23 protein-coding genes are annotated in these 26,069 nt (G+C 37.2%); 10 read left to right on the forward strand and 13 right to left on the reverse strand.

Annotated features, from left to right (window positions below; all coding sequences use genetic code 11):
• Positions 1-172: 172 nt before the first annotated feature.
• From ACHUFV_RS09165 to ACHUFV_RS09180, 4 genes are all read right to left on the reverse strand, one after another.
• Entirely contained in the window at positions 173-3,154 is a 2,982-nt protein-coding gene (locus ACHUFV_RS09165) for an ATP-binding protein (RefSeq protein WP_394233265.1), read from the reverse strand.
• Between the two features lie 14 nt (positions 3,155-3,168).
• Positions 3,169-4,386 (reverse strand): metallophosphoesterase family protein, encoded by a 1,218-nt coding sequence (locus tag ACHUFV_RS09170; RefSeq protein ID WP_394233266.1) that lies wholly within the window; start codon positions 4,384-4,386, stop codon positions 3,169-3,171.
• 135 nt (positions 4,387-4,521) lie between these two features.
• The gene (locus ACHUFV_RS09175; protein WP_394233267.1) at positions 4,522-5,778 is read right to left on the reverse strand and encodes an ABC transporter permease; all 1,257 of its coding nucleotides are present in this window, start codon (positions 5,776-5,778) and stop codon (positions 4,522-4,524) included.
• Positions 5,771-6,673, reverse strand: a complete 903-nt coding sequence (locus ACHUFV_RS09180; RefSeq protein ID WP_394233268.1) for an ABC transporter ATP-binding protein — start codon at positions 6,671-6,673, stop codon at positions 5,771-5,773. Before ACHUFV_RS09180 ends, ACHUFV_RS09175 begins: the two co-directional genes overlap by 8 nt.
• 149 nt (positions 6,674-6,822) lie before the next feature.
• Here ACHUFV_RS09180 and ACHUFV_RS09185 point away from each other — a divergent pair, with 149 nt between their 5' ends.
• Positions 6,823-7,008: a YhzD family protein gene (locus tag ACHUFV_RS09185; RefSeq protein ID WP_394233269.1), complete on the forward strand. Its 186-nt coding sequence runs from the start codon at positions 6,823-6,825 to the stop codon at positions 7,006-7,008.
• A gap of 54 nt (positions 7,009-7,062) precedes the next feature.
• Here the strand turns inward: ACHUFV_RS09185 and ACHUFV_RS09190 are convergent, their stop codons facing one another.
• The 3 genes from ACHUFV_RS09190 to ACHUFV_RS09200 all read right to left on the reverse strand — a co-directional run bounded on the left by ACHUFV_RS09190 (position 7,063) and on the right by ACHUFV_RS09200 (position 10,134).
• Positions 7,063-8,580 (reverse strand): coproporphyrinogen III oxidase, encoded by a 1,518-nt coding sequence (locus tag ACHUFV_RS09190; RefSeq protein WP_394233270.1) that lies wholly within the window; start codon positions 8,578-8,580, stop codon positions 7,063-7,065.
• 167 nt (positions 8,581-8,747) lie between these two features.
• Complete coding sequence (locus tag ACHUFV_RS09195; protein ID WP_394233271.1) at positions 8,748-9,614, reverse strand: Cof-type HAD-IIB family hydrolase; 867 nt, start codon at positions 9,612-9,614, stop codon at positions 8,748-8,750.
• Positions 9,615-9,780: 166 nt separating this feature from the next.
• Positions 9,781-10,134 (reverse strand): YlbF/YmcA family competence regulator, encoded by a 354-nt coding sequence (locus ACHUFV_RS09200; protein WP_394233272.1) that lies wholly within the window; start codon positions 10,132-10,134, stop codon positions 9,781-9,783.
• Positions 10,135-10,310: 176 nt separating this feature from the next.
• On the opposite strand from ACHUFV_RS09200, the gene ACHUFV_RS09205 reads away from it, so the two are divergent.
• The gene (locus ACHUFV_RS09205) at positions 10,311-10,508 is read left to right on the forward strand and encodes a hypothetical protein (RefSeq protein ID WP_394233273.1); all 198 of its coding nucleotides are present in this window, start codon (positions 10,311-10,313) and stop codon (positions 10,506-10,508) included.
• Positions 10,509-10,549: 41 nt separating this feature from the next.
• On the opposite strand, the gene ACHUFV_RS09210 is transcribed toward ACHUFV_RS09205, so the two are convergent.
• Positions 10,550-10,792, reverse strand: coding sequence for a hypothetical protein (locus ACHUFV_RS09210; RefSeq protein WP_394233274.1), 243 nt, complete (start codon positions 10,790-10,792; stop codon positions 10,550-10,552).
• A gap of 339 nt (positions 10,793-11,131) precedes the next feature.
• On the opposite strand from ACHUFV_RS09210, the gene ACHUFV_RS09215 reads away from it, so the two are divergent.
• A complete protein-coding gene (locus ACHUFV_RS09215) occupies positions 11,132-11,332 on the forward strand; it encodes an alpha/beta-type small acid-soluble spore protein (protein WP_338451316.1) in 201 nt (66 codons plus the stop codon).
• Between the two features lie 326 nt (positions 11,333-11,658).
• On the opposite strand, the gene ACHUFV_RS09220 is transcribed toward ACHUFV_RS09215, so the two are convergent.
• From ACHUFV_RS09220 to ACHUFV_RS09230, 3 genes are read right to left on the reverse strand one after another with little or no spacing between them, the layout of a single operon-like run.
• Positions 11,659-11,817, reverse strand: coding sequence for a FeoB-associated Cys-rich membrane protein (locus ACHUFV_RS09220; RefSeq protein WP_394233275.1), 159 nt, complete (start codon positions 11,815-11,817; stop codon positions 11,659-11,661).
• 16 nt (positions 11,818-11,833) lie between these two features.
• The gene (gene feoB / locus ACHUFV_RS09225; RefSeq protein WP_394233276.1) at positions 11,834-13,840 is read right to left on the reverse strand and encodes a ferrous iron transport protein B; all 2,007 of its coding nucleotides are present in this window, start codon (positions 13,838-13,840) and stop codon (positions 11,834-11,836) included.
• Positions 13,840-14,064, reverse strand: a complete 225-nt coding sequence (locus ACHUFV_RS09230; protein ID WP_394233277.1) for a FeoA family protein — start codon at positions 14,062-14,064, stop codon at positions 13,840-13,842. Before ACHUFV_RS09230 ends, feoB begins: the two co-directional genes overlap by 1 nt.
• Positions 14,065-14,489: 425 nt before the next feature.
• Between ACHUFV_RS09230 and ACHUFV_RS09235 the strand changes: the two genes are divergently transcribed.
• Entirely contained in the window at positions 14,490-15,056 is a 567-nt protein-coding gene (locus ACHUFV_RS09235) for a GNAT family N-acetyltransferase (RefSeq protein WP_394233278.1), read from the forward strand.
• Between the two features lie 24 nt (positions 15,057-15,080).
• Here the strand turns inward: ACHUFV_RS09235 and ACHUFV_RS09240 are convergent, their stop codons facing one another.
• Complete coding sequence (locus ACHUFV_RS09240) at positions 15,081-16,151, reverse strand: ATP-binding protein (protein ID WP_394233279.1); 1,071 nt, start codon at positions 16,149-16,151, stop codon at positions 15,081-15,083.
• 374 nt (positions 16,152-16,525) lie between these two features.
• Between ACHUFV_RS09240 and ACHUFV_RS09245 the strand changes: the two genes are divergently transcribed.
• From ACHUFV_RS09245 to cydC, 6 genes are all read left to right on the forward strand, one after another.
• Positions 16,526-16,918, forward strand: a complete 393-nt coding sequence (locus ACHUFV_RS09245) for a MerR family transcriptional regulator (protein WP_394233455.1) — start codon at positions 16,526-16,528, stop codon at positions 16,916-16,918.
• Positions 16,919-16,982: 64 nt separating this feature from the next.
• A complete protein-coding gene (locus tag ACHUFV_RS09250; RefSeq protein WP_394233280.1) occupies positions 16,983-18,362 on the forward strand; it encodes a hemolysin family protein in 1,380 nt (459 codons plus the stop codon).
• A gap of 296 nt (positions 18,363-18,658) precedes the next feature.
• The gene (locus tag ACHUFV_RS09255) at positions 18,659-20,062 is read left to right on the forward strand and encodes a cytochrome ubiquinol oxidase subunit I (RefSeq protein WP_394233281.1); all 1,404 of its coding nucleotides are present in this window, start codon (positions 18,659-18,661) and stop codon (positions 20,060-20,062) included.
• Entirely contained in the window at positions 20,049-21,062 is a 1,014-nt protein-coding gene (gene cydB / locus ACHUFV_RS09260; protein WP_394233282.1) for a cytochrome d ubiquinol oxidase subunit II, read from the forward strand. Before ACHUFV_RS09255 ends, cydB begins: the two co-directional genes overlap by 14 nt.
• Complete coding sequence (gene cydD, locus ACHUFV_RS09265; RefSeq protein ID WP_394233283.1) at positions 21,062-22,789, forward strand: thiol reductant ABC exporter subunit CydD; 1,728 nt, start codon at positions 21,062-21,064, stop codon at positions 22,787-22,789. Before cydB ends, cydD begins: the two co-directional genes overlap by 1 nt.
• On the forward strand, positions 22,786-24,519 hold the full coding sequence (gene cydC / locus ACHUFV_RS09270; protein WP_394233284.1) for a thiol reductant ABC exporter subunit CydC: 1,734 nt from the start codon (positions 22,786-22,788) through the stop codon (positions 24,517-24,519). Before cydD ends, cydC begins: the two co-directional genes overlap by 4 nt.
• 173 nt (positions 24,520-24,692) lie before the next feature.
• Here cydC and ACHUFV_RS09275 read toward each other — a convergent pair whose 3' ends face one another.
• Positions 24,693-25,988, reverse strand: a complete 1,296-nt coding sequence (locus tag ACHUFV_RS09275; RefSeq protein ID WP_394233285.1) for an NCS2 family permease — start codon at positions 25,986-25,988, stop codon at positions 24,693-24,695.
• Between the last annotated feature and the right edge of the window lie 81 nt (positions 25,989-26,069).

Below are 26,069 nucleotides of genomic sequence, written 5' to 3' on the forward strand. Positions count from 1 at the left end.
CTTATTTTCTTCTTTATACTTTTCATATAATGGACATATTCATTTTAAAAAATGCTAAAAAATGAATGATATTGTATTACATACATCCTTGAGTACATTTAATCCTGCATGTAATAGGCAAAAAAACTGACCCAAAAGAGCGTTATTCAATAACCTTTCGAGTCAGTCTAAGTTATTTTGTAGAGACCGAATTCTGTTTATTTAGATGTGTTATTTCAGCCTCTGGGTAATAGTCAAGCAAATGCTCATGACAAGTAAAAAATAAAATTTGATAGTCTGTTAGTTGCTTTAATAATTCTGTGACTCTGCTCGTCCTGTGACTGTCAAAATTTACGAAGCTGTCATCAATGATAATCGGAAATTTATATTTTTCGTATACGGTAAGGGCAAGCGCAAGACGCAATGATATATATATTTGTTCTGTCGTTGCTTGACTGAGCTCGTTTGCCTCATAAAGGAGATGGTCACTGCTCTCTATTAAAAAGCCGCTCCCTTCCTGTTTCGGGATTATCCGATAATATCTTCCTTCTGTTAAAAATTCTAAATAACCTTCTGCAAGGATGAGCATTTTAGGTAATCGTTCTTGTTTGTATTTATTAACTGTTTTCTGAAGCAGCTCTTTTGCCACGGCAAAACGAGCCCATTCTCTAGCTTCCTCTTCAAATTCAGTATTTAATTGTTTAAAGCGGTGGAGGAGTTCGGCATAGCTTCCTCCATCCTCCAGAGTTTGAATATCATATTTTATTGCCGCTAATTCGTCTTGTAATAGGGTTAATTCCGCTTCCTGTTTTTCTCTTTTATCCAAGATCTCTTGAATAGCTATTTCCACCGGTCTCCGAGAAAGCTGTTTCGCTTCCTCTTCTTTAAATGAGGACAGCTTTAACTGAAACTGGAGCTGGTTCAAGCTTTCCATGAGCTTTGATTTCTGATTCCCCTTTTTGGCAAGCTCCCTGAAATGCAGTTCATCCCTTGCAGAAGCAGCGGAAAAAAGATTAGAAATTTCGGAAGAGATTCTTTTCCATTCAAGCTGATAGACTTGATATTCATCCTGAAGAACCGATAGCAAGTCATTCTTTTCTTGATATTTTACCTGCTTATTCAGCTCCTCTCGTAATGACCGCTTCAGCAATAGTGCTGCTTCTTGAAGCGGAAGATTGTCATCTAGTAGAAATTGCTGGATTAGATTTCGTAACGGCTTCACTATTTCCTGAATAGCTGATTGATTTGAATCATATTGTGCGATTAAATACTCACGATCCTGATAATGTTTCTTTAACCCATCTATTAATTCAAAGGAATCATATAGATATTTAGTAGCAATCTCCCTTGGAATCCGAAGCTCTTCGCCGGCCATTACGATTTCCTTGTCTAGCTGCAATGAGTCCCTTTCCCATGCTTCAAAGCGATCAATCACTTGATCATACATTTCTTGCTGCCTATCTAGCATACTTTTCACTTGCATAAGTTGTTCTCTAAACTTTGTATCTCTATTAAGCTTTTGTTCCATCAGCTCTATATGTTCTTTTGGCTGCCTCATAGCTGTCTCTACATCAAGCTTTTTCTTCTGAAGTTGCTGAATTTCAATTTGTATCATAGAATCTGAGGCTCTTCTTATTCTTAGATACGAAATAATGGCAAATAGCATTCCCACACCACCTGCTATTATCAGCATGAGTGAATCAGCATATACCCCCCACCCACAAAGGATCAAAAATAATCCAGCAAAAATCATATATTGCAGCTTATCACTTTTTACTTTAGAGGATGATTTCTGTTCGGAAGCTTTTAATAGTGCCAATCGATTCTTTATTTCTTCATATTTATCCGCTAGATTTCGATTTGAATCAAAACGGGACAGTTGTTCCTGGAGGCTTTTTCTTTCCATTTCTGGCAACAGTTCGCCCTTAAGGGAGTATTCCTTTGCTTCCAGCTCCTCCAATTGCCTTTTTTCCTCTTTAAAATCATCATCAAGCTCAAGCTTTTTTTCTGCTAATCGTTTTTGCTTCGCCTGTAATTCCGCTGCTTTTTCCTTCATAAATATACTTGTGTTGATTGATAGAATCTCCTTAGCTTCAAGTGGCAGATGCATTTTATTCTTTATAAGCAAGATATCCTCATCCAGCTTTTTCATTTTAACCTGTAACTGAATATTTTCCTGCTTCCACTTCTCTAAAAGTGATATACTTTCAACGGCCTTCATTAACTCATTTTCTTTATCAATAAGCTCGGAATTAGGCATTAAAGAATGAAGCTCATCCTTTACGTGCTCGATACGCTGCTTTAATGTGTCTCGTTTCCGCTCAAGCTCCAGCTGATATTGCTTTAGTCTCTCAAACTCCTCTAGTCCCTTATCCGGAAACACAAGCTCTTCATAATGTGACAGCTCATCTAGCAGCTGCTTTTCTTTTTGAATAAGAGGAAATACCTTTTTCCATTCCTCTAAACGAGTCAACTCAACAGATACCATCATAGACTCTGATCTAAGTGCTTTTATTTTTGTTTCAAGCAATTCCCTTTTTTTCAGCAGACTTATGTATTGGTCATTATTTTCTTCCGCTCTTCGCAATTCATTTCTTAGTCCGCGCAGATCCTTCAGCTTACTATTCAGTTTCGGATTCCTGCCATTTGGCTTAAAGCGGTTTTCTAATTCCTTCGTAAGCTCATTCTCTGCCTTCAGCAGACGATCTGTACCAATCGTTCCCGTCGAAAATAAAAAGCGACCAAGATCCTCACCCTTCATTTGATGGACATTTTGCAGGCCATGCAGGTTAAAGGAAAAGATAGCTTGAAATACCTGTTTATCAATCGATGAAAGCAGCTCCTTTAACAGCTCTTCCCCTCCGATTATTCCATTTTCCAGCCTCACCACGACATCCCCAGTCGCTTTGCCTTTGACTCTCTCGATAACCGCTGTACCTTTATCAGGAAATAGAACAGTCATCTGACCACCATATTTTGCTCCTTTTTTTGGTTCATAGCGCAGCTCGGATTGCTGTTTGGTTGGGAAACCAAATAAAATACTATGAATAAACGCCATAATGGTAGATTTCCCTGCTTCATTTTCACCGAAGAATACCTGTTGATCTTGAATATTGGAGAATTTTCGATTTTCAAATTTTCCATATCCATATATGTATATCTCTTTTATTTTCAAACCATTTCACCTCCTTAATTCTTATGTAATAGACCTAATAGTGTATGAAGTGCTTGCTGCTTTAGCTCTTGTTTTTCTGTTTCAGAAAGTTGCGGTAAGAATTTTGCAGCAGTAGGATGTTCAAATAATGGTGAAATGCTCTCCTGTATATCTTCAACATCATCTGCTGTTCGAAATAGCTCGAAGTAAAAATCAGATTCCTGCTCTAGCTGGCTTCTTACCCATGTATAGGACTGCTCAACCTCTATTTTAGTCGGCCATACAAAAGAATCTTCTTCCTTTTCTTCCTCCTGAAGTGCCTGCAGGAGATCTCCGTTGAGCACGCTGGTTAATTCTTTTTCATCAAACCTAATATTTTGTAATGTAATAGATAAAAATACGCCTTTTCTGTGCAGCCTCTTTTCCTCGATTGCCTTTTGACAGTAAACGTAGAGCTCTTGAAAATGATTGATATCCTGCCCATTAAGCAGAAGCTGCTCCCATTGAATCACGGCTGTATCAATGAATTCAAGCTTTGTCTCTTCCTGGTTCAATCTAACTAGATAACAGCCTTTTTTACCTGTTTCTTTCTTATTTCGACCCTGAATATTTCCCGGGTAAACAACATAGGGGTTCTCATGTACTATGGTTCTTTTATGAATATGACCTAATGCCCAATAGTCAAACCTTTTCTCAATCAGCTCTTTTAAACGAAAGGGTGCATACTTCCTGTGATCACTTGCCCCCTCATGGTGCCCATGCAGAATTCCAATATGAAAGTCGGCCCCGTCCTTTTTGCTATATTCGGCTAATCTATTTTCAACGACATGCCTTTTGTCATAACTAAATCCATACAAATGGGTGACTACATTTTGCTTAATCAAAGTTTTTACTTCTACCTGTTCGCTAAAAACATGTACATTCTCCGGCATATCTAAATGAACCCATGTCCCATTCAAATGATCATGATTTCCATGAACGACATAAACTTGGATTTGATGTGCCTCAAGCCTTACCATTTCTTTACGCAATCTCGTTTGAGCACGTACACTTCTATCCTGCTCGTCAAATAAATCTCCTGCAAGTATGACAAAATCAACATGATGTTGAATAGCAGCATCCGTGATTTTTCTTAATGCAGCAAATGTACTATCCTTCAGCCGTTCAAAAATATCCTTTGGCAGATGTGATAGACCTGTCATAGGACTGTCTAAATGCAAATCTGCTGCATGGATAAAAGTAATTTCCTTCATAAAGACCATTCTCCACTTCGTTATTCTTTCTGTTAACTATTTTACCATTTCCAAAAGGCGAATGCACGTTCTGTACAATATTCTAAAAAAGACCAGCTTTTTGCTCCAAAAAAGACTGGTCTTTATAATTACGACTTATTCATTTTTAGTTAATTGAATGGCCTTTTTGATATCCTTGAATGAATTTGATTTACCGTACATGAGTACACCGCCTTTATATACTTTTGCCCCAAATACAGCTAGGAGGGTGATGGATACAAGCAGGATAGCGATCCCCAGGATTGGCTCCCAGACTGGTATCGTTAGCATTCCGACACGCATAAACATCAGCATTGGTGTAAAAAACGGTATATAGGATGTAATCGTTATAAATGTTGTATCCGGTTGATTTAACCCGAACATAGCAATCATAAAGCCTGCTGCAATAATAAAGGTCATTGGCGTAATCATCTGCTGTACGTCTTCGATTCTGCTGACAAGCGAACCTAGGAATGCCGCAAGTGTGGCATACAGAAAATAGCCGAGCAAAAAGAACACAAGCGCATAAATAATCGTTGATAAAGGAATGTTTTGAAAGCCAAGGAATTCGAAAAAGCCTCCCTGTAAGGATTGAAGATTTCGCTTAATAAAATAGTAACCGACCACTAAGAGAACAGCCATTTGTGTCAGACTTAACAATGCAATTCCGAGAATTTTTCCAAACATTTGCTTAATCGGAGATACGCTTGAGATTAATATTTCCATAACCCTTGATGACTTCTCTGTCGCCACTTCCATTGCAATCATATTGGCGTACATGATAACAGCAAAATAGATAACAAATAGTATGACATAGACAAGACCACGTGCCTGACTTAATTCCTCTTGTGTTTTAGCATTCTCCTTTAAGGCAACCCGTTCAAAGGATATCGGCTCAGATAATTTAGCAAGCTGATCCGGCGTTAATTGTAATTGAGAGGCAGCAATCTGCGCCTTTATCTGTTGAATCGTAAACTCTAAATCACCTGGAATTTGATTATCTGCTATACTCAAGGATTTATAGACAGCTGCCGGAAGCTGGTCTTTGTTAAACTTGAGGATTAATAGTCCCCTGTACTTCTCCGCCTCTACCTCCCCTTCAGCCTTTTCCTCTGATTTGGTATAAGCCTCCAGTTCCAGTTCATCATTGACCGTTTTAAGCTGTGCTGTAACTAATGGGAATAATTCTCCCGTTTCATCAATAACAGCAATTTTCTCGTTCTCATCATTCCCCTTATTAAAATAATCGATGATATTTGTCATATTCGTTAAACCAACTAAGATGAGTGCAGTAACGATGGTGGTTATAATAAATGATTTGGTTTTCAGCTTGCTTAAATAGGTATGGAATAGAATAATCCAAAATCTATTCATAGGAAGCACCTACCTTTTCAATAAAAATATCATTCAGCGAAGGTTCCTCCAGAACAAATTTAGAAATGAAGCCCTTATCATAAATGCTTTCCAGTATACGCGGTGCTGTTACTTCCTCATCGGTAATTTGTAATGAAATTCCTTCAGGTGTCATCCTCGCATCCGTCACGCCCGGAAACGTATTTAACTCTTCAAGATTAAAATCAGCATGGATTACCAGGTTCTTTTTCCCATAGGCTCTTTTAATATCACGTAAGCTACCCTGAACAACCGTTTTACCTTTGTGCAAAATGCAGAGATGCTCGCACATTTCCTCTACATGCTCCATTCGATGACTTGAAAAAACAATTGTTGTCCCACTTTCTTTTAATTCAAGGACTGCTTCCTTCAGCTGCTCAACATTGACAGGATCCAACCCGCTGAAGGGTTCATCCAATATTAATAATTTTGGTTTATGAATGACCGAAGCAATAAACTGGATTTTTTGCTGATTCCCCTTTGAAAGCTCTTCAACCTTCTTATCAGCATATTCAGGTACTTTAAAGCGGGAAAGCCAATAATCTAATTCCCTCAGGGCATCGTTTTTGGCCATGCCGCGCAATCTTGCCAAATAGACCATTTGATCTCGTACCTTCAGCTTTGGATACAATCCTCTTTCCTCAGGCAAATAACCGATTATAGGGCTTGTAGAATAATCAATTGTCTTTCCGTCCCATGTAACCGAACCGCTGCTGGCATTTAAAATACCAAGAATCATCCGAAATGTGGTTGTTTTTCCAGCACCATTTGCGCCAAGAAAACCATACATTTCTTTTTCAGGAATCGTTAAGGATAATTGATCAACTGCGGTAAAATTTCCAAATTTCTTCGTAACATTATGTAGCTGTAATACCATCCAGTCTCCCTCCTTTTTCTATCTTTATTACGATTATATCGAATAAAAGTTTCGTTTTACTAAATTTTACAAACATTCACGTATTTGCCTTTTTCTAACCACTATGAGAAAATTTTATTAACTGAATATTTAGATAAGAGGTGTATTTTATGAAAATGTATAAATTAACTGCATTTTCCCCTTCAGGTGAAAAACTTCTTGATGAAACATTTGAAGCAGCAGACGATGTAAAGGCAAAATTGCACGCTGAACAGCTGCTAAAAGAAAAAAATTTAAATGATACAACACATCGTTGTACTTCATCGACCGGTAAATTACTTTTATTTCACGCATAAAAGAAAAGCATTAACACATGAATGAGCCAGATCCATAAGAAAAACAACCTTTGCCTAATTAGCAAAGGTTGTTTTTACTTGAAAAAGCTCTGAAAGCATCTTAATTTTTTCTGTTGTATAGGTTTGATAATTTTCGTTATAGGTTTTTGGATCCTTTGGGTTTGCAAAGCGGGTTATTTTCCCAGTTTTAGGGTCAACTAATTTACTCGATGCCCCGCAGCCTAGTCCAATGATGGATTGCTGCTCTTCCATAATCATGATGTTATATATGCTTTCCTGTCCTTTTGTGCTATACCCAACATTTTCTAAGTTACCCAAAATATTTTTTTGTCTATATAAGTAGTATGGATGGTACTGATGGGCTTTCGTCCAATCTTCCGCGAGCTCCATCATTTGACTAATTTCCTGGCGGTCTGCTACTTTATATCTTTCCTTGTTTTTGGTCATCTCTGAAGCTCGCTTAAACGACAGCGTATGGACTGTTAATGATTCTGGCAGCAGCTTTTCTGTTTCGTTCAAGGTATGTGTAAATTCAGCAATCCCTTCCCCTGGAAGACCTATGATTAAATCCATATTAATATTTTTCATTTCCATTGAGCGGGCCAAATGGAATTTTTCAATCGTCTCCTCAACAGTATGATGACGGCCAATCGCTTTAAGTGTTTCCTGAATATACGATTGAGGATTAATACTAATTCGATCTATTTTCCACTTTTTCAAAACGTCAAGCTTCTCTTTTGTGATGGTATCCGGTCTCCCCGCTTCTACCGTGATTTCTCTTATCAGGTTGACATTTGGGAAGGACGAATACATTTCTTCATATAACATATCCATTTCTTCTGCCGTAATACTTGTTGGTGTACCTCCGCCAAAATAAACAGTTGTCACATTAATATTGTGGTCCTTTAACCATTGCCCAACCTCTCTCATTTCATAATGAAGTCCACCCAGAAAAGAATCGACAGAGCCCTGACGCCCATTTATCGCATAAGCTGGAAATGTACAATAGGCGCATTTGGTCGGACAGAAGGGAATTCCAATATATATACTTACTTCATTTCGTAAATCATATAAATCAGGTACAACCGCCAACTGCCTCTCAACAATTTGCTGCATAAGCTGGATTTTTTCTTCCGTTATTAAATATTCTTCCTGAAGCTGCTTATGAGCCAATTCAGTTGGAATCTGTTCTTGTAGCTTGCGGTGTAGGAGCTTTGTCGGTCTAACCCCTGTCAAAATACCCCATTTTTGAATGATACCTGTCCAATTTTGAAGCATGGTTAAATAGGTATGCGAAACGGCATTTTTTATTTGCTTAAACTGTTCCTTTTTTGTTTCATAATTGGAAAACTCCTTTTCGTACTCCGCGCTTTCCTGATTGCCGGCTTTATCGAGCAGCTTTCCTTTTACATATACTGAGTTATCTTTTATTTCAAGCGCGAAATGAATAATCAAATCGCTGTTATCCTCTTTATCGAAAGAAACAGTTGTTTCCTCAAAAAATAAATTCGCTATTAATTCCAGCGGTCGAATAAACCGCTCATCATCTAAACCCTTAATGGCTATATACAATAAAATCACCTTTACATTTTATATTCGAACGTTAAAGACTTGAAAACTACTGCTGAATGAAGTTAAACTGCTTTAAGTGTACAGAATTGGTATTGCAAGGTCAAGAACGGAAAAACTTGTTAAAATATCAAAAAAGCTTGGATCTCCCAAGCTTTTCCACTTTGCATTTATTTAATAATATTCATTTTCCTTAGGAACTCAATTGGCTGCTGTTTTCGGAAGTGCTCTTTTACCATATATGCAACCCCTTGCTGGTTTTGTGAACGGGTAATCCAATCTGCTGCGCGTTTTACTTCTACGGAGGCATTCCCCATTGCCACGCCAAGACCAACCGCTTCAATCATATCGATATCATCAAACTCATCACCAATACAAACAATTTCGTTTCTGGAAATTCCCAAACGTTCAGCTAAATATAATAGTCCATTCAGTTTTGAAACCCCCGATGGGACAATATCAAGTCTTAGTTCATTTAAAGCCATGCAATCTACTTCAGTAAACATCTTTTCGATTGCCTTCTGAACATCAGTTAGGTCATCCTTGTATTCAAAGTATACTTCAATACTTGATGGATTTGCCGGTTCATCTATAATCGTATCACCAATCGAATCAACGAACTGCTGCGAATAAAAAACAGGATCACCTGTAGTAAACACTGTTTTGGCAAGTAGATTATGATTGAGCTTATACTTATTTGCCAATGAATAATTTTCATGCACAAGTCTTATTTGACAAGGAAACCCTTCTAATAATCGAACTAAATCATAGGTAATATTTTCTTGTACCCTTGCGGCATGAATAGGTTTCCCTATTTCCTTAGCAATGTATGCCCCCCTATGGGTAATTAATATACTATCAAGTTTTAATGCCTTTGCTACTTTTTTGGCTGAGGCAAAGGTTCGTGAGGTAACAAGGGTTACATAGATACCTTTTTGCTGTACATACTCAATCGCTTCTTTTGTTGATTTATGGATTTTTCCATTACTCTGAAGCACTGTTCCATCAATATTAAGTGCAAGCATTCGGTAGATCATATTCATGGCCCCCTATTCTTGGTGAAATATCCCTTTACTTAAAATTATGAAAAAAGCAAAGGAATAGAACTAAGCCAGACCATATTCAGCAAAGACCTCTAGGAAAGCAAGGTTAAGCAAAAAAAGAAGATCATATTTAACATGATCTTCTTTTTCTGCTTAAGGCTTATTGATTAACAGAACCATAAAGTTCTTCTAATGGTTTGATAATGATTTGATTTAGTTCGGTTACAATTTGACTCATGCGCTGCTCAGCGTCCATAAGCTTTGAAATCTTCTCGTTCTTCTGAACATCTGAAACAACAATCTGAGCCTGTGCAATCTCTTCCTGTGAAATATCCTGACCCATCATTTGTTTTTGCTGCATCTCTATCTGCATATTACGGAACTTACCAAACAATTCGTTTGATGTTGGGTCCGCATTCACTTCATCATATAAACCTTTTAATGTTTTATATTCATCGCTATTTCTAAGTGCTTTTTCTAATTCATAGGCGCTATCATGTAAATTTACAGCCATGTTTCCACTCCTTTATTTTAACAATTACTTAACTATACCAAAATATACAGTAAATCACCAACCTGAAACCCGTTTTTTTCCTTTTGGCGGAATATTAAAACAGCTTGATTTCTTGTATGACTTTAATTAGATACAGGGAACCTATTGATAGGCTACGCAAGGAGGATATAAAACGAATGAAAAATACAAATAGGTTTAAAGAGGATAGCCATTTCGAGGGAAAGGATAGAGCATATATAGATATAGACCGAATGATAAATGAAGGCCTTTCCGGTGGATCAGTGGATATGATTAGCAAGGAGACTAATATTGAAGAAGCACATGACTTTAATCAAGAAACCCCGCCATACAAATCAAAGTCTACCCCTCATTAAAAAATGCGCCTGGCACACTCTTGTGTCAGGCACTTTTTTTCCTATTCTTGTATGAAATAAGCTGTCTCAAATCCACAATGCTCACACTTTACGTAATGTGGACATTGTTCTTTTGCTAAATCATCCCTGTACCCATCTTCCAGTTTCATTTGGTCGATTGGCATATATGCGCTATAATCGTCATAGAAATCCATCATTCTTCCCCTGTCAGTCGCGTGAGCTCCACATGTTGGACATTCTATATTCAGTTCTTCAAATCCATTACACACTGGGCAAATTCCCATGTTCTTCACCCTCCGAAGATGTTGATTGCTTCCTATTTTTTGCTTTGTCCTCTACTCTTAATTTGTGTGTGTATTTCCTTGGTATTCATTAAATAAATATACATAAAAAAAGGGAATAATTACCTCTGTTTTATTACGAATAGCTTTTTAACTTTTAACCATAATAATGATTACAAAGCAACACACCGCAACAAAAAAGCTACTTCAATAGCTTAACCAATCAATTATCATTTATGAAATAAAATAATGGACTATGCTTGGCAGCTTGATTCTATGATCAATTTGGTGCAAATCCAAAATAGTCCACCAAAAAAAACTTACTGAAGGAGAGTGCACATCGTGGCAAACAACAATTCTTCAAACCAATTATTAGTTCCTGGAGTACAACAAGCTTTAGATCAAATGAAGTACGAGATCGCTAATGAGTTTGGCGTTAACCTTGGAGCAGACACAACTTCTCGTGCTAACGGTTCTGTTGGAGGAGAAATTACAAAACGTCTTGTTCAAATGGCTGAACAACAATTAGGCGGTATTCGATAAGAGGAAAGTTCTTTTAAGAACAATTGAATAATAATGGATGAGGACCCCCTTTCTAAAAGGGGGTTCTTTAATTTGATAATTAAGCCTTTTTAGCAATCATATTGCCAATAAAATAAACTAATACCATAACACTTGCAATTGATAAAGTGATTGAGAACTGTTCCATTTTTCTCCCCCCAATTACAAAATTAATAATTAACACTCTCAAAATAACACAAATAATCCCATTTTTTATAAAATTAATTCATTTATATTTGTCGAAAATTCGAACTTTTCGTGACTAACATCACCGCGAGCAAAATAAAAAACCCGGGGGACCCCAGGTCTTATTTAAATGTAGCTTTGATTTCACTTGAACAGCTGGAGCAAGACATTTTTGAACTACATGTGCCACATTCGCCCTCTTTAGATTTTTTCAAATGTCGTATGAAAGCCCAGCCCGCATATCCAAATATAGCTATACCAATTACTATGTTTGCAATCATTTTTCCGCCTCTTTTCTTATACTAAACCAAGCAGGTGCCCACCTTGGTAAATGACGAGCGTCACTATATAAGCTAATAAAAGTGCATACCCTATCGAAAAAGCAGTCCATTTCTTTGATTCAGTTTCTTTATAGATGGTGGACGCCGTTGCTAAGCAAGGAATATAAAGCAAAATAAAGACCATAAAGCTAATGGCAGAAAGCGGTGTAAATTGTACTGCCAGCAGCCCTTGCAATGAAGCCTCATCTGGAACAAAGTAAATGATATTCATCGTTGAGATAATTGCTTCCTTTGCTAGAAAACCAGTCAATAATGATGCCCCTGCCTGCCATGTTCCGAAACCAACGGGAGCCAAAAGCGGGGCAAATATTCCGCCAATCACAGCTAAAAAGCTTTGATCCATGTCAACATTAAATCCGCCTGGGCCCAAATAGGATAAAAGCCAAATTAGAACGGAGCCTGCAAAAATAAATGTACCTGCTTTACGAATAAACCCTTTACCCTTTTCCCATGTACTTCTCCATAGCGTTTGTCCCTGCGGCATGCGATATGGTGGCAATTCAATAACAAATAAAGTATTTTCTCCTTTTAAAATTGTTTTGGAGAATAGCATAGCTAAACTTAAGGCTAACACAATACCAAGTACATATAATCCCAGCACCACTGCTGCCTTATTTTTCACAAAAAAGGCACCTACAAACAAAGCATATACCGGCAGTCGTGCTGAACAGGACATTAATGGCGTTAACAGAATTGTTAATAGTCTTTCCTTTGGAGTTTCTATTGTTCTTGCTGCCATAACGCCTGGAACATTACAGCCAAACCCAATGATCATCGGAATAAATGCCTTTCCATTTAATCCGACCGACTCCATAATACGATCCATAACAAGGGCAACTCTAGCCATATAACCGGAATCTTCTAAAAGGGAGATAAAAAAGAACAAAATAAAAATTTGTGGAACAAACACTAGAACCCCGCCAACACCAGCAACAATTCCATCGATAATTAAATCATGAATGAATGCAGAAACACCCATAAGAGATAACAATGATTCAATTCCTTCTGTTATGGGACCCGAGATAAATCGATCAAGCAAATCCGACAAAGGGAAGCCAAGCCAATCAAATGTCAGCATGAACATGAGATACATCAATAGCAGAAAGATAGGGATTCCCAAAATTCGATTGGTAATAATCCGGTCCACCTTATCCGTTAAATGAACTTTATTCTCATTAGAGCTTACAGTAGCTTCAGCGAGAATTTCTTCGATATACTCACTGCGTTTTAGATAAATGTATTGCTCTACCGATTTTTGTCCATAGCTTTTATAAAGTTCCTCCTCGACTTCACGAACGATTTCGTTTATTTCTTCCAGTTGAATAAATTCTGCTAAATATGATTTCACATACTGATTTCCCTCAAGCAGCTGAAGCGCCAGCCATCTAGATGAAAGCGCTTTATTTCCCTTAAGCATTTTTTTAATTTTCAAGACTGCCCTATCAATTTCCTTCCCATATTCAACCGGTGTTCTTTCCGAATAGAAAGAGTTTTGGGATATAACAGAGTTAGCCAGTTCATTACAACCTTTACCAGAACGTGCAACAATCGGTATAATCGGAACTCCAAGTAAAGCTGATAATCGATTCACATCCACATGTATGCCCCGCTGCTTAGCAACATCCATCATATTTAAACCGATTGTTATTGGCTTTCCATACTCCAAAATTTGCAGTGTAAGATGAAGATTTCTTTTTAATTGTGATGCATCAAGGATATTTAGAATCTGATCTGTATGATCATGCAGGAAAAAATTCGTTACCACTCCTTCATCCCTTGAGAGAGGCACCATTGTATAAATTCCTGGCAAATCAATTAACTTGTCTGTTTTATTTTTTAACACACCCACCTTTTTTTCAACTGTTACACCGCTCCAATTTCCAACATATTCATAGGAGCCTGTAAGGTGGTTAAATAGCGATGTTTTCCCAGTATTTGGATTACCTAAAAGAGCTACTTCCATTATATTCTCTCCACTTTTATCAGTAAGGCTTCTCTTCTGCGAATACCGACACATTGACCATAGGATTCAAGCATAAATGGTCCTCCAAAGGGCATAATACCTTTAATCATTACTTCTGTTCCCTCCGTGATACCAAGATCCAGCAGTCTTCTTCTAACTAACCGATCTGCCTTCGATAAATCTGCTATTTTACCTTTTTCACCAATTTTCAATTTTCCCAGCATCGTTATCACCTATATTATTTTTCTGGTTTTATTTTACCATATTTAATTGAGAATGATTATCCTTTCTAAGACAAAATTATGAAATTTTATAGAACAATAGAAAACGATTGATTTTTTGCATATATTATACTTTGATCTTTCATAACGGAACTTTTTTCTATTAATCCAATAGACATGAAAGGATACAAGATGTTTCTGTAGTCCCACTACTTCTTTATTTGATAATCTTTTAGTAAGATAGAATAATAACCAGTATCCATACTGCAGGTGTGTCATTTAAAGTCATGAAACTTTAGAAACAATTGAAAAACAGCTAAAAGATGAGCATCATGAGAGAAGATCCTTAATACACATTGAACCATATCAATATGTTAAAGAGAAAGTAGTTAACTAAGGGGAAACCGCAATAAAAGGAGTTTGGGGATATGTTCACTTTAAAGGTAAATGATGATATTGAACTGAGATTACTTCAACTTCATGATAGTTCACAATTATTCCAGCTTGTAGACAATAATCGAAAGCATCTAAGACAATGGCTGCCGTGGGTTGACAACATATACTCACCGCTGCAATACCATACCATTATTCCTTCATGGCTAAAACAGTTTGCTGATCATAACGGCTTCCATGCAGGGATCCGTTACAAAAACAAACTGGCCGGAGTCATCAGTCTTCATTCCATCGATTGGTTTAATAAACAAACAAGCATTGGCTACTACTTGGGAGAGGGCTTCGAAGGAAAAGGAATCATGACAAAATCAGTTCAGGCTGTTCTCAATTATATTTTCTTCCATCTTCATCTTCACCGTATCGAAATACGCTGTGGTGAATATAATCTGAAGAGCCGTGCAATCCCGGAAAGACTTGGTTTCAAACGAGAAGGGCTGATACGGGATGGAGAATTTCTAAATGACCACTACCACGATTTGGTTGTTTATGGAATACTCTACAATGAATGGCTGCAACGTAAAGAATATTCGCCACAAATCTAAAAAAAAGCTGCTTCGCAGCTTTTTTTAGTCTTGTACCATCGGAATCGTAACGGTGAACGTAGTTCCTTGCATTTGTGTTGATTGGACTGAAATGGTTCCGCCGTGCTCGGAAATTATTTTCTGGCAAATCATCAATCCCAATCCATTTCCGGTTGCTTTTGTGGAAAAAAAAGGCTTTCCTAAATGGTCTAAGTACTCCTCAGGAATGCCGCATCCCTCATCAATCACAGAAACCAGTGCATTCTTTTCATTTTTAGACATATGAATCGTTATAACTCCCTGCTCCATTGCTTCAATGGCATTCTTCAAGATATTAATCAGAACTTGTTTCACTTTATGAATATCACATAAAATCATTAGCTTCTGCTCTTCAATGACACTTTTAATTTGAATATTCTTTTTTACTGCCTCTGCTTCTAATAAAAGGATTACTTCCTTAACTATTCTTGTTAAATCTTGAACACTCAATTTATGTTTATGTGGTTTTGCAAGAACCAACAGTTCATTCGAAATAATATCAAGTCTGTGAATTTCATCTTCCATTATATCTAAGTACTTTTTATTCGGATTTTCCTCTGCCTTCATCAGTTGAATAAACCCTTTAATACTTGTAAGCGGATTCTTAATCTCATGTGCAATTCCAGCTGCCAATTGTCCGGCAACCTTTAGTTTTTCAATTTCGACCATGATATTTTCAGCTTCACTTCTATCAAATGCAATATCCCTTATAAAGCAAATAATCCCCTCAGGGATTTCCAGTTCAGAATGACTGATGAGTGAAGTTGTGGATTCTGCCGTTAGATACCTCCCATCCTTTTTTTTCATTCTATATGACAAATTACTTATTTCTTCCTTCCTGCTTGCCCATTCGTTAGTTACCCTTTGATAATCTTCCTGATGCATGATTTCACTAATGTGGGTTCCGATTAACTCCCGCTGCTCGTATCCCAGCATCATATTTACATTTTTGGTTATGTAAGTAATAATGCCGTCTAAAGAAAGTTTAACAATGAAATGTGATTTCTCATTCACCCTATTTTGTCCAGTTTTTTCCTCGACGAAATGGTTTGACTTCCCTGCTTTCGGTACTCCCAATCATCACCCCTCCTTACACATCATGCTTAAGTAAATTTTACAGAATATTCACATAAAAAACAATCATATTTTCTACTATTTTAATAGGTAATATGCCTTAGATGTTTGTCAGAATAGATGGTATTTTTATCTATATCATAGTTACGCTGAAAGGCGTTTAAAATATACGTTTCCCTTTTATAAGCCAAAAATCCTGTATGACAACATATACTTCAAAGCCCTTTATAATAAAAAATTCATAAGTCCGCTGTCAACAACATATAATTTGTATAAAACCCTTAAAAACCGTAACGTTTGACTGTATAGTTTGGGTTACCGTATAATTAATAAAATAATAAAATGAACTGGGGTGGTATGATGGGGCAGTTTATCGGATTGGAGAATTAGCAAATTTAGCAAATGTTTCTAAAAGAACAATTGACTATTATACTAGCTTAGGTTTGTTGCATGCACAACGTTCTAACAGTAATTACAGATTTTATCCAGAAGAGGCATTACACGATCTTAAGATTATCGAAGAATACAAGAAAATGCATCTGCCACTTCATGAGATTAAGAGAAAATTAGAACTAAATAAACACACCGAGCTGCAAGACAGGGATGTAGAAATACAAGTGGAGACCGTTACGAATCAAATCAAACAACTGAAAAAGGACCTTTCCGTACTTTTACCGATTATCAGTAAGTACAAACAAGATCCTATTTCAAAGAAGTTGAATGAAGAAGGTTCCGCTCTAATTGAATCCCTGATGAGAATAACAAGTTAAAACCAATTTTTGAGTTATCAGGAGGTGACTCCTTTCCTGTTTACTACAGGATAAGGAAATCTATTTGGACATATTAAACTTGGTTATTATAGCCATTTTGATTGCTTTGACGGCATTTTTTGTTACTTCTGAATTTGCTATTGTTAAAGTGAGAAGTTCCAGAATTGATCAGTTAATTGAAGAGGGAAATAAGAACGCTATTGCAGCGAAAAGGATCATTACAAATTTGGATGAGTACTTATCTGCCTGCCAATTAGGGATAACCATGACTGCTCTTGGTATTGGTGCCCTGGGAGAACCAACATTTGAGCATATCCTTCATCCGGTATTAGCCTTTTTTAATATTCCAGAATCTTTAACTTCAATTCTTTCAATCGCCCTAGCCTTTGCGATTATGACCTTTTTGCACGTAGTGGTTGGAGAACTTGCACCTAAAACGGTTGCCATTCAGAAAGCGGAATGGGTTGCGTTACTGACTGCAAAACCACTTATCCTGTTCTACCGTATCATGTTCCCTTTTATCTGGATCTTAAATGGGTCTGCCCGTTTGATCACAGGTATTTTCGGACTAAAGCGTGTATCAGAACATGAATTAGCACATTCAGAAGAAGAACTGCGAATAATTTTGTCAGAAAGCTATAAAAATGGCGAAATCAACCAATCTGAGTTTAAGTATGTAAATAAAATATTTGAATTCGATGATCGGATTGCAAAAGAAATCATGGTTCCTAGAACCGAAATTGTTTCTTTATCAAAGGATCAAACATTAGAAGAATTTCTTTCTATCATTCATGTAGAAAAGTTCACACGTTATCCGATTATGGAAAACGACAAAGATCATATTGTTGGAATGATTAATCTAAAAGAGCTTATGACTGATATTTTGGAATTCAAGGATTTAAATACCAAAACCCTTGAAGCTTATATTCGACCGATTATCAAAGTAATTGAAACAGCTCCAATTCATGATTTACTTGTTAAAATGCAGAAAGAGCGAATCCACATGGCCATCTTAATGGATGAATATGGCGGAACATCAGGCTTGGTAACGGTTGAAGATATCATTGAGGAAATTGTTGGTGAAATCCGCGATGAATTTGATACAGATGAAATTCCAGAAATAAGAAAACTTGAAGATGATCATTTTATCATTGATTCCAAAGTACTTGTAAGTGAAGTAAATGACCTTCTTGGAATTGACATTGATGATGAAGATATTGATACAATCGGCGGCTGGATTTTAACTGAAAATTACGAGGCCAAACAGGGCGATATCATGAACTTTGATTCATATGCCTTTAAAATCATTGATATGGAGGATCACCATATCAAATATGTAGAAGTGACAAAAATTCAAATGCTTGAGGATAATGAAACCTTAAAATATGAAGATAGAGAACTTCATTCTTCTGTCCCATTGACAAAATCGGAAGCATTATACTAAACATTTATTAAAAGTTCATAATTTTTGTTCACAAACCATTCAACATTTATAATTAATAACTATAATTACTATATTGATATATATATAACCTTCTCTTTTTTTTGAAAAGAGAAGGTTTTTTTTGTCCATTTTATACCGCTTTCCCTTTGTTTCAGGTTTTGTCAATTATTATGGTCACTATTGTATCGAATTACCAAATTTGTAAAAATATATTCCCAAAATGTTCACAAAGTCACATTCCCTTTTTGCTATAGTAAAGATAGAAAATGAAAATATTGGTAGGAGGGAAAAAAGTAATGGAGGCGCTTGTACTCGCTCGTATACAGTTTGCTGCAACAACAGTTTTTCACTTTATTTTTGTGCCATTATCTATAGGTCTTGCTTTCGTAATTGCCGTCATGCAAACAATGTATTTAGTAAAGAAAAAAGACGTCTACAAAAAGATGACGCAATTTTGGGGCAAATTCTTTCTCATCAACTTTGCCATCGGAATTGTAACAGGTATTATTCAAGAATTCCAATTTGGGATGAACTGGTCCAGCTATTCACGGTTCATGGGAGACGTGTTTGGTGCTCCACTAGCCATTGAAGCACTGCTCGCATTCTTCATTGAATCTACATTTATTGGGCTTTGGATTTTCGGATGGGATAAATTACCGAAAAAGGTTCACCTAGCATCTATCTGGCTTGTTTCTATCTCAACAATGATATCAGCTTTTTGGATACTTACTGCAAACTCATTCATGCAAAATCCTGTTGGCTATGCCATCAAAAATGGACGTGCTGAAACAACTGATTTCTTAGCAGTGATTACTAATCCAAAAGTCTTAGTTGCTTTTCCGCATGTTATCTTTGGTGCTTTAGCAACCGGTGCCTTCTTTGTTGTCGGTATCAGCGCATACTACTTCTTGAAAAAAAAGGACCTGGATTTCTTTAGACGTTCGGTAACAATTGGACTTGTCATTGGATTAGTATCCAGCCTTGGTATTGCTTTCAGCGGTCACTCACAATCTCAATATTTAATGGGTGCACAGCCAATGAAAATGGCTGCAGCAGAAGGACTTTGGGAGGACAGCGGGGATCCAGCAGCATGGACAGTCGTAGCTAATATTGATACAGAGAATAAAGAAACAAAAATGAGTCTTGAAATCCCATATGCATTAAGCTTCCTGGCATACGGTGATTTTAAAGGAAAAGTTGAAGGTATGAATACCCTTCAAGCTAAGTATGAGAAATTATATGGAGCAGGAAATTATATACCACCTGTCAAAACAACCTTCTGGAATTTCAGAATAATGGCAGGTCTTGGCGGAGTGCTTGTTCTTTTAAGCTTAATGGGCTTGTATATGAGACGCCGCGGCACACTTGAAAACAAAACTTGGTTTTTAAAGATATTGGTTGCAACGCTTTTCTTCCCGTTTATTGCAAATACTTCAGGGTGGATTATGTCAGAAATAGGACGTCAGCCATGGATTGTAAATGGCTTAATGAGAACTTCTGATGCTGTTTCACCAACTGTATCTGCCGGCTCAGTATTATTTTCACTAGTGTCCTTTACATTGGTGTATACATTGTTAGCAGTTGCAATGGTCGTTTTATTTTTAAGAATCATTAAACAAGGACCACATGAAAAACAAATGGATGATATTAGAGACTCAGATCCTTTCAGTGAAGGAGGTATATCACATGCAACTAAGTGAGATATGGTTCTTACTTATCGGAGTTTTGTTTGTTGGATTTGTCTTTTTAGAAGGATTTGACTTTGGAGTTGGAATGAGTACAAAATTTCTCGCCAAAAACGAGGTAGAAAAACGTGTGCTGATTAATACGATTGGGCCTTTTTGGGATGCCAATGAAGTTTGGTTGATTACCGGTGGCGGCGCGATGTTTGCTGCTTTCCCGCACTGGTATGCCACTTTATTCAGCGGTTACTACCTGCCATTTGTCGTATTACTTTTGGCTTTAATTGCACGCGGTGTTGCTTTTGAATTCAGGGGAAAAATGAACTCAGTTAAATGGAAAAAAACATGGGATTGGTCGATATTCCTAGGCAGTATTTTACCACCGTTTTTGTTAGGAGTTTTGTTTACAAGCTTAATAAAAGGTGTGCCAATCGATAAGGAAATGAATATGACAGCCGGATTCTTTGACATTGTTAATATCTATACGGTTGTTGGCGGAGTTGCATTTGTATTATTAACCTATATGCACGGCTTAATGTTCATCACATTAAAAACAACCGATTCGATTCGGGAACGTGCACGTGAACAAGCAAGAAAATTATTCCTAGCATGCGCAGTAGTCGTTGTATTATTCGTCGCCCTTACCGGGGTCTATACAAATGCATTTGCTGACAGAGGCTCTGTGCTTATTCCATTATATGCACTTGCCATTGTTCTTTATTTGGCCCTTTATCCATTATTAAAAAACAAGAAAGAAGGCTTCAGCTTCGTAACAACCGGCTTACTATTAATTCTTGTTATGGCTTCCTTCTTTATTGCATTATTCCCGAATGTGATGATTAGTTCTACGGATATTGCAAATAACTTAACAGTATATAATTCAGCATCCGGTGAATATTCTCTTAAGCTAATGACTATCATTGCGTTTACAATGGTACCAATTGTTCTGGCGTACACAGTTTGGAGCTATTATGTATTCCGCAAACGAGTAACTGATAAGGAGCATCTAGAATATTAATGGATAAAAATCTTTTCAGCTATAAAGGCAGTAAAGCCCATATGCTCATAATCACTTTACTAACTATCTGCCAAGGGGTTACAACTATTTTTCAAGCTGTATTTTTAGCCACTGCAATCACAAAAATGTTTAATGGGACAGCAGCAACAGCTGTCCTTCCCTTTTTTGCTGGCTTTGCCATTACCTTTGTTTTACGACACTTTATTCAATGGATCAAAGGAAGACTTTCCTTTAGGTTTGCCGAAAGAACCTCCTCTGACATTCAGTCACTTCTCATTCGTAAGCTATTTGAATTAGGGCCGCGCGGGATCGGAACAAACGGATCAGGAAATATGATTACGTTAACGTTGGAAGGCATTCCAAATTTCCGTACATATTTAGAACTTTTTATCCCTCGTGCAATAGCCATGTTTTGTATACCTGTCGTTCTCCTTATTTATGTCTTTCGCTCAGACTTAATTTCAGGTATTGTTCTTACGTTAACCATGCCCATTATGATTGCCTTTTTGGTTTTATTAGGACTAGTTGCAAAGAAACATGCACAAGCACAATGGAGCAGCTATCAATTACTGTCTAGGCATTTTGTGGATTCTTTAAGAGGACTTTTAACTTTAAAATTCTTGGGAAAAAGCAAATCTCATCAGCAAGCGATCGAAAGTGTCAGCAATAAATATCGAATTGCCACAAACCGATCATTACGAATTGCCTTTTTGTCTACCTTTTCTTTAGATTTCTTCTCTAGTCTGTCCGTTGCAGTTGTCGCTGTAGAGCTTGGACTGAGATTGATTGATGGAATCATGGGACTGCAAACTGCATTAACCCTGTTAATACTGGCCCCTGAATACTTTCAGCCAATACGTGACCTAGGAAATGACTACCATGCCACTATGGATGGAAAGGATGCAGGCAAACAAATTCATAACCTTTTAGCTGTAAAGAATTCAAAGGAACAGATGATTTCGACATCTGTTCCAAAGTGGAATGCTGAAAGCTTACTCACAGTCAGCCATTTGAATAAAAGGTCAGAGACGGAAGATAAAGAAATCCTGAAGGATATAAGCTTTCAAGTAAAAGGCTTTCAAAAAGTTGGAATTATTGGGGCTTCTGGTGCCGGTAAATCAACGTTCATTGATTTATTATCCGGGTTCTCCTTACCAACAAGCGGTTCCATTACAGTGCAGAATACTAAAATAGAGGATTTCTCTACACACGGCTGGCAGGAACAGCTGATATATATTCCACAACATCCATATATCTTTTCTGGAACGGTTGCAGAAAACATCAGCTTATACGCACCTAATACAGCAAAGGAAAAAATTGAAGAAGCCATTACTTTCACAGGTTTGAATGAATTAATTAAGCGTCTCCCCAATGGATTAGATGAAAGAATTGGCCAAGGCGGACGGATTTTGAGCGGAGGTGAGGAACAAAGGATTGCCTTGACACGCTCGTTACTACAGGAGAGACCAATCATGCTTTTTGATGAGCCGACTGCTCATTTAGATATTGAAACAGAGCATGAAATTAAAGAAATGATCGTACCACTTCTAACTAACAAACTTGTCTTTTTTGCTACCCACCGTCTACATTGGATGCGTGAAATGGACGTTATTTTTGTCATAGAGGACGGGAGAATCGTTGAAGCGGGTACACACGAGGAATTATATAAACATCAAGGTGCTTATTTTCACCTTATACAAGCACAGAGAGGAGGTAACCTTGAGTGAGGCTTTTTCAAATCTATATCATTCCGTATGTAAAACAATTTAAACAATCTATCCTGTTGGCTATTCTCTTTGGTGTCTTAACCGTAATCGGAGCCTCCATGCTCACCTTTACTTCCGGATACTTGATTTCACGTGCCGCACAAAGACCAGAAAATATTTTACTAGTCTATGTGCCTGTAGTATTGGTCCGCACGTTTGGAATATCCCGTGCTGTTACCCATTATATTCAACGGCTAATCGGACATGATGCCGTATTAAAAATTCTTTCGCAAATGCGTGTTAAGCTTTATGGAATATTAGAACCACAGGCCCTTTTTATCCGAACCCGATTTCAAACAGGTGATTTACTAGGAACTTTAGCAGATGATATAGAACATCTGCAGGATGTGTATATTCGAACAATCCTGCCAACCTTTATTGGATTGTTTTTATTTGTTGCATCCATTATCTCACTAGCATTATTTGATTGGATTTTCGCCTTGTGGATTACTTTTTGTTTAAGTATTATCGTAATCCTGTACCCTCTCTTTTCACTTTATTTACTGAAAAAACGTCAAATTGAGCAAAAGAAAATTCGCAGTCGACTCTATCAATCATTAACAGATGCTGTTTTCGGACTGGGAGATTGGATTATTAGTGGACAAAAGGAACGGTTTTTCTCTCAATTTTCTGCTTTACTGCAGGCAAATAATAAGATAGATAGGAAGCTTCGTCATTGGAATCAAACACGCACCTTCCAATTGCAGTTCATCACAGCCCTTATTCTTATTTCTGTTGGAGTTTGGGCAGGTAATCAAGCACAGGCCGGAGTAATCGCGCCTACCTATATTGCGGCGTTTACACTTGTGACACTGCCAATCGTGGAAGGATTAGTTCCCATTTCACACGCTATTGAACGGATCCCAACTTATCTTGAATCGATGCAGAGGCTTGAGTCAATTAATAAGTATGTTCCTGCTGCTAGTCATGCTTTGGACGCTGCTCCTATTTCTGATACAGCGTATGTGGAACTAAAGGATGTTTATTATCGATATGAGAATGAACAAAAGGATGCACTCCAGAAGATTTCTTTTTCAATTCCACAAGGAGAGAAAATAGCACTCTTAGGAAAAAGCGGAGCAGGAAAGTCAACGTTAATCCAATTATTACTCGGTGCCATTTCCCCTTCTGCAGGGAGTATAAAAATCAATGAAAGCAATCCAGAAAACTACGGTGAGAATATTTTTGAAATGATTAGTGTCTTAAATCAGAAGCCTTATTTATTTGCAACCAGCGTGAAGAATAATATTCGGCTGGGAAACCAAATGGCGACAGATGAAGAAATCGAAAACGTGATAAAGCAGGTTCAACTTGATGAGTATATTCATTCCCTTTCAAATGGTTTAGATACACAAATGGAAGAAACCGGACAACGTTTCTCCGGCGGTGAGCGGCAACGGATTGCTTTAGCTAGAATACTTTTAAAAAATACACCTATCGTCATATTAGATGAACCAACAGTCGGACTCGATCCACAAACGGAAAGTCTATTACTTGATACTATTTTTACTGCACTTAAGGATAAAACGGTGATTTGGGTTACCCACCATTTAATTGGAATTGAAAAAATGAATCAAGTATTTTTTATTGATAAAGGAGCCATTACAATGAATGGTTCCCATGAAGAATTAATAAAAACAAATGACCGCTACCGGCAGCTCTATTTATTGGATCGAGGACACTTAGAGTAACTTTGTAACAGCAAAAAAAGGGTGGAATTACGTATCTATGGATACTGTAATTCCGCCCTTTTTTTACTTGACTGTGTATAGGCAGTGATAGTAACTGTTAGCTTGATTGAAGTGCCTGGAAGGGAAATCAACAAATCAGATTTACAGACTCTTTTATTTAACAGACTGCAAAATTAAACTAAATAGATAAAGTAGCATATGAATGCAGCACATAGGCAGTACATGATTGGATGTATCTCACGGGCCTTTCCAAGTGCAATATTTGTAATCGGATAAAGAATAAAACCTAAAGCAATTCCAGTCGCCACACTATAGGTAAGTGGCATCATCAAAATAGTAATAAACACCGGGATGGCAATTTCAAGCTTATTCCATTCTATTTGCTTAACTTCCATTGACATTAAAGCACCAACAATAATTAGTGCAGGAGCTGTTACACCTGCTGTTACGACTGATAATAATGGTGAAAACAGTAACGCAACGGCAAAACAAAGCGAAATAACAATAGATGTAAAGCCTGTTCTCCCCCCCGCAGCAATTCCAGAGCTGGATTCAATCATGGATGCAGTTGTTGAAGTCCCTAGTACAGCCCCAAAAACAGTTGATGCAGCATCAGCCAACAGAGCCTTTCCTGCATTCGGAATTTCATTATTTTTCACTAACCCTGCTTGGCTGGCAATAGCAATAAGTGCACCCGCTGTATCAAAGAAGGCAACAAATAAAAATGTGAAAATAACAGCAAGCATGTCCGGTGTAAAAATTTGATCAAGATGACGGAAAACTTCTCCGAATGTTGGTGTCAGGCTTGGTACAGCCCCAATGATTTGCTTAGGTGTATCAATAATGCCAAACACCATACCAACAATTGTTGATATAACCATTCCATAAAATATTGCTCCTTTAACCCCGCGAACAAGGAGAATAACCGTTAATACAAAACAAAAAATCGTTAACAAGGTTGCCGTTGATTTAAGATCGCCAATGGAAACAAAGGTTGCCTCATTAGCAACAATTAATCCCCCATTTTTCAATCCAATAAAAGCAATAAAAAAGCCAATTCCCGCTGCAATGGCATGTTTTAAATCCTTTGGAATAATATTAATAATTTTTTCCCGTATCTTTAATAAACTTAATATGACAAATAATATCCCTGACACAAAAACTCCAGTTAAAGCTGTTTGCCAGGGAATATTCATGCTAATACAGACTGAGAATGTGAAAAATGAATTCAATCCCATACTTGGTGCAATGCCGATGGGATAATTTGCAATAATCCCAATTAATAAAGAGCCAATAATAGCGGATAATGCAGTTGCCGTAAATACAGCACCCTGATCCATCCCGGATTGACTAAGAATGATCGGATTAACAACTAATATGTATGCCATTGATAAAAATGTTGTAAGTCCTGCTATCGTCTCTTGACGATAATTCGTATTTCTACTGACAAACTGAAAATACTCTTTCATGCTGTCTCCTCCAATGATGAATGAATAAATGAAATAAATAATACTTGCAGGCCAATAAAAAAAGCCACACATATTATGCGC

It is taken from the genome of Niallia oryzisoli, from assembly GCF_043641075.1.
Lineage (GTDB): Bacteria > Bacillota > Bacilli > Bacillales > Cytobacillaceae > Bacillus_BD > Bacillus_BD oryzisoli_A.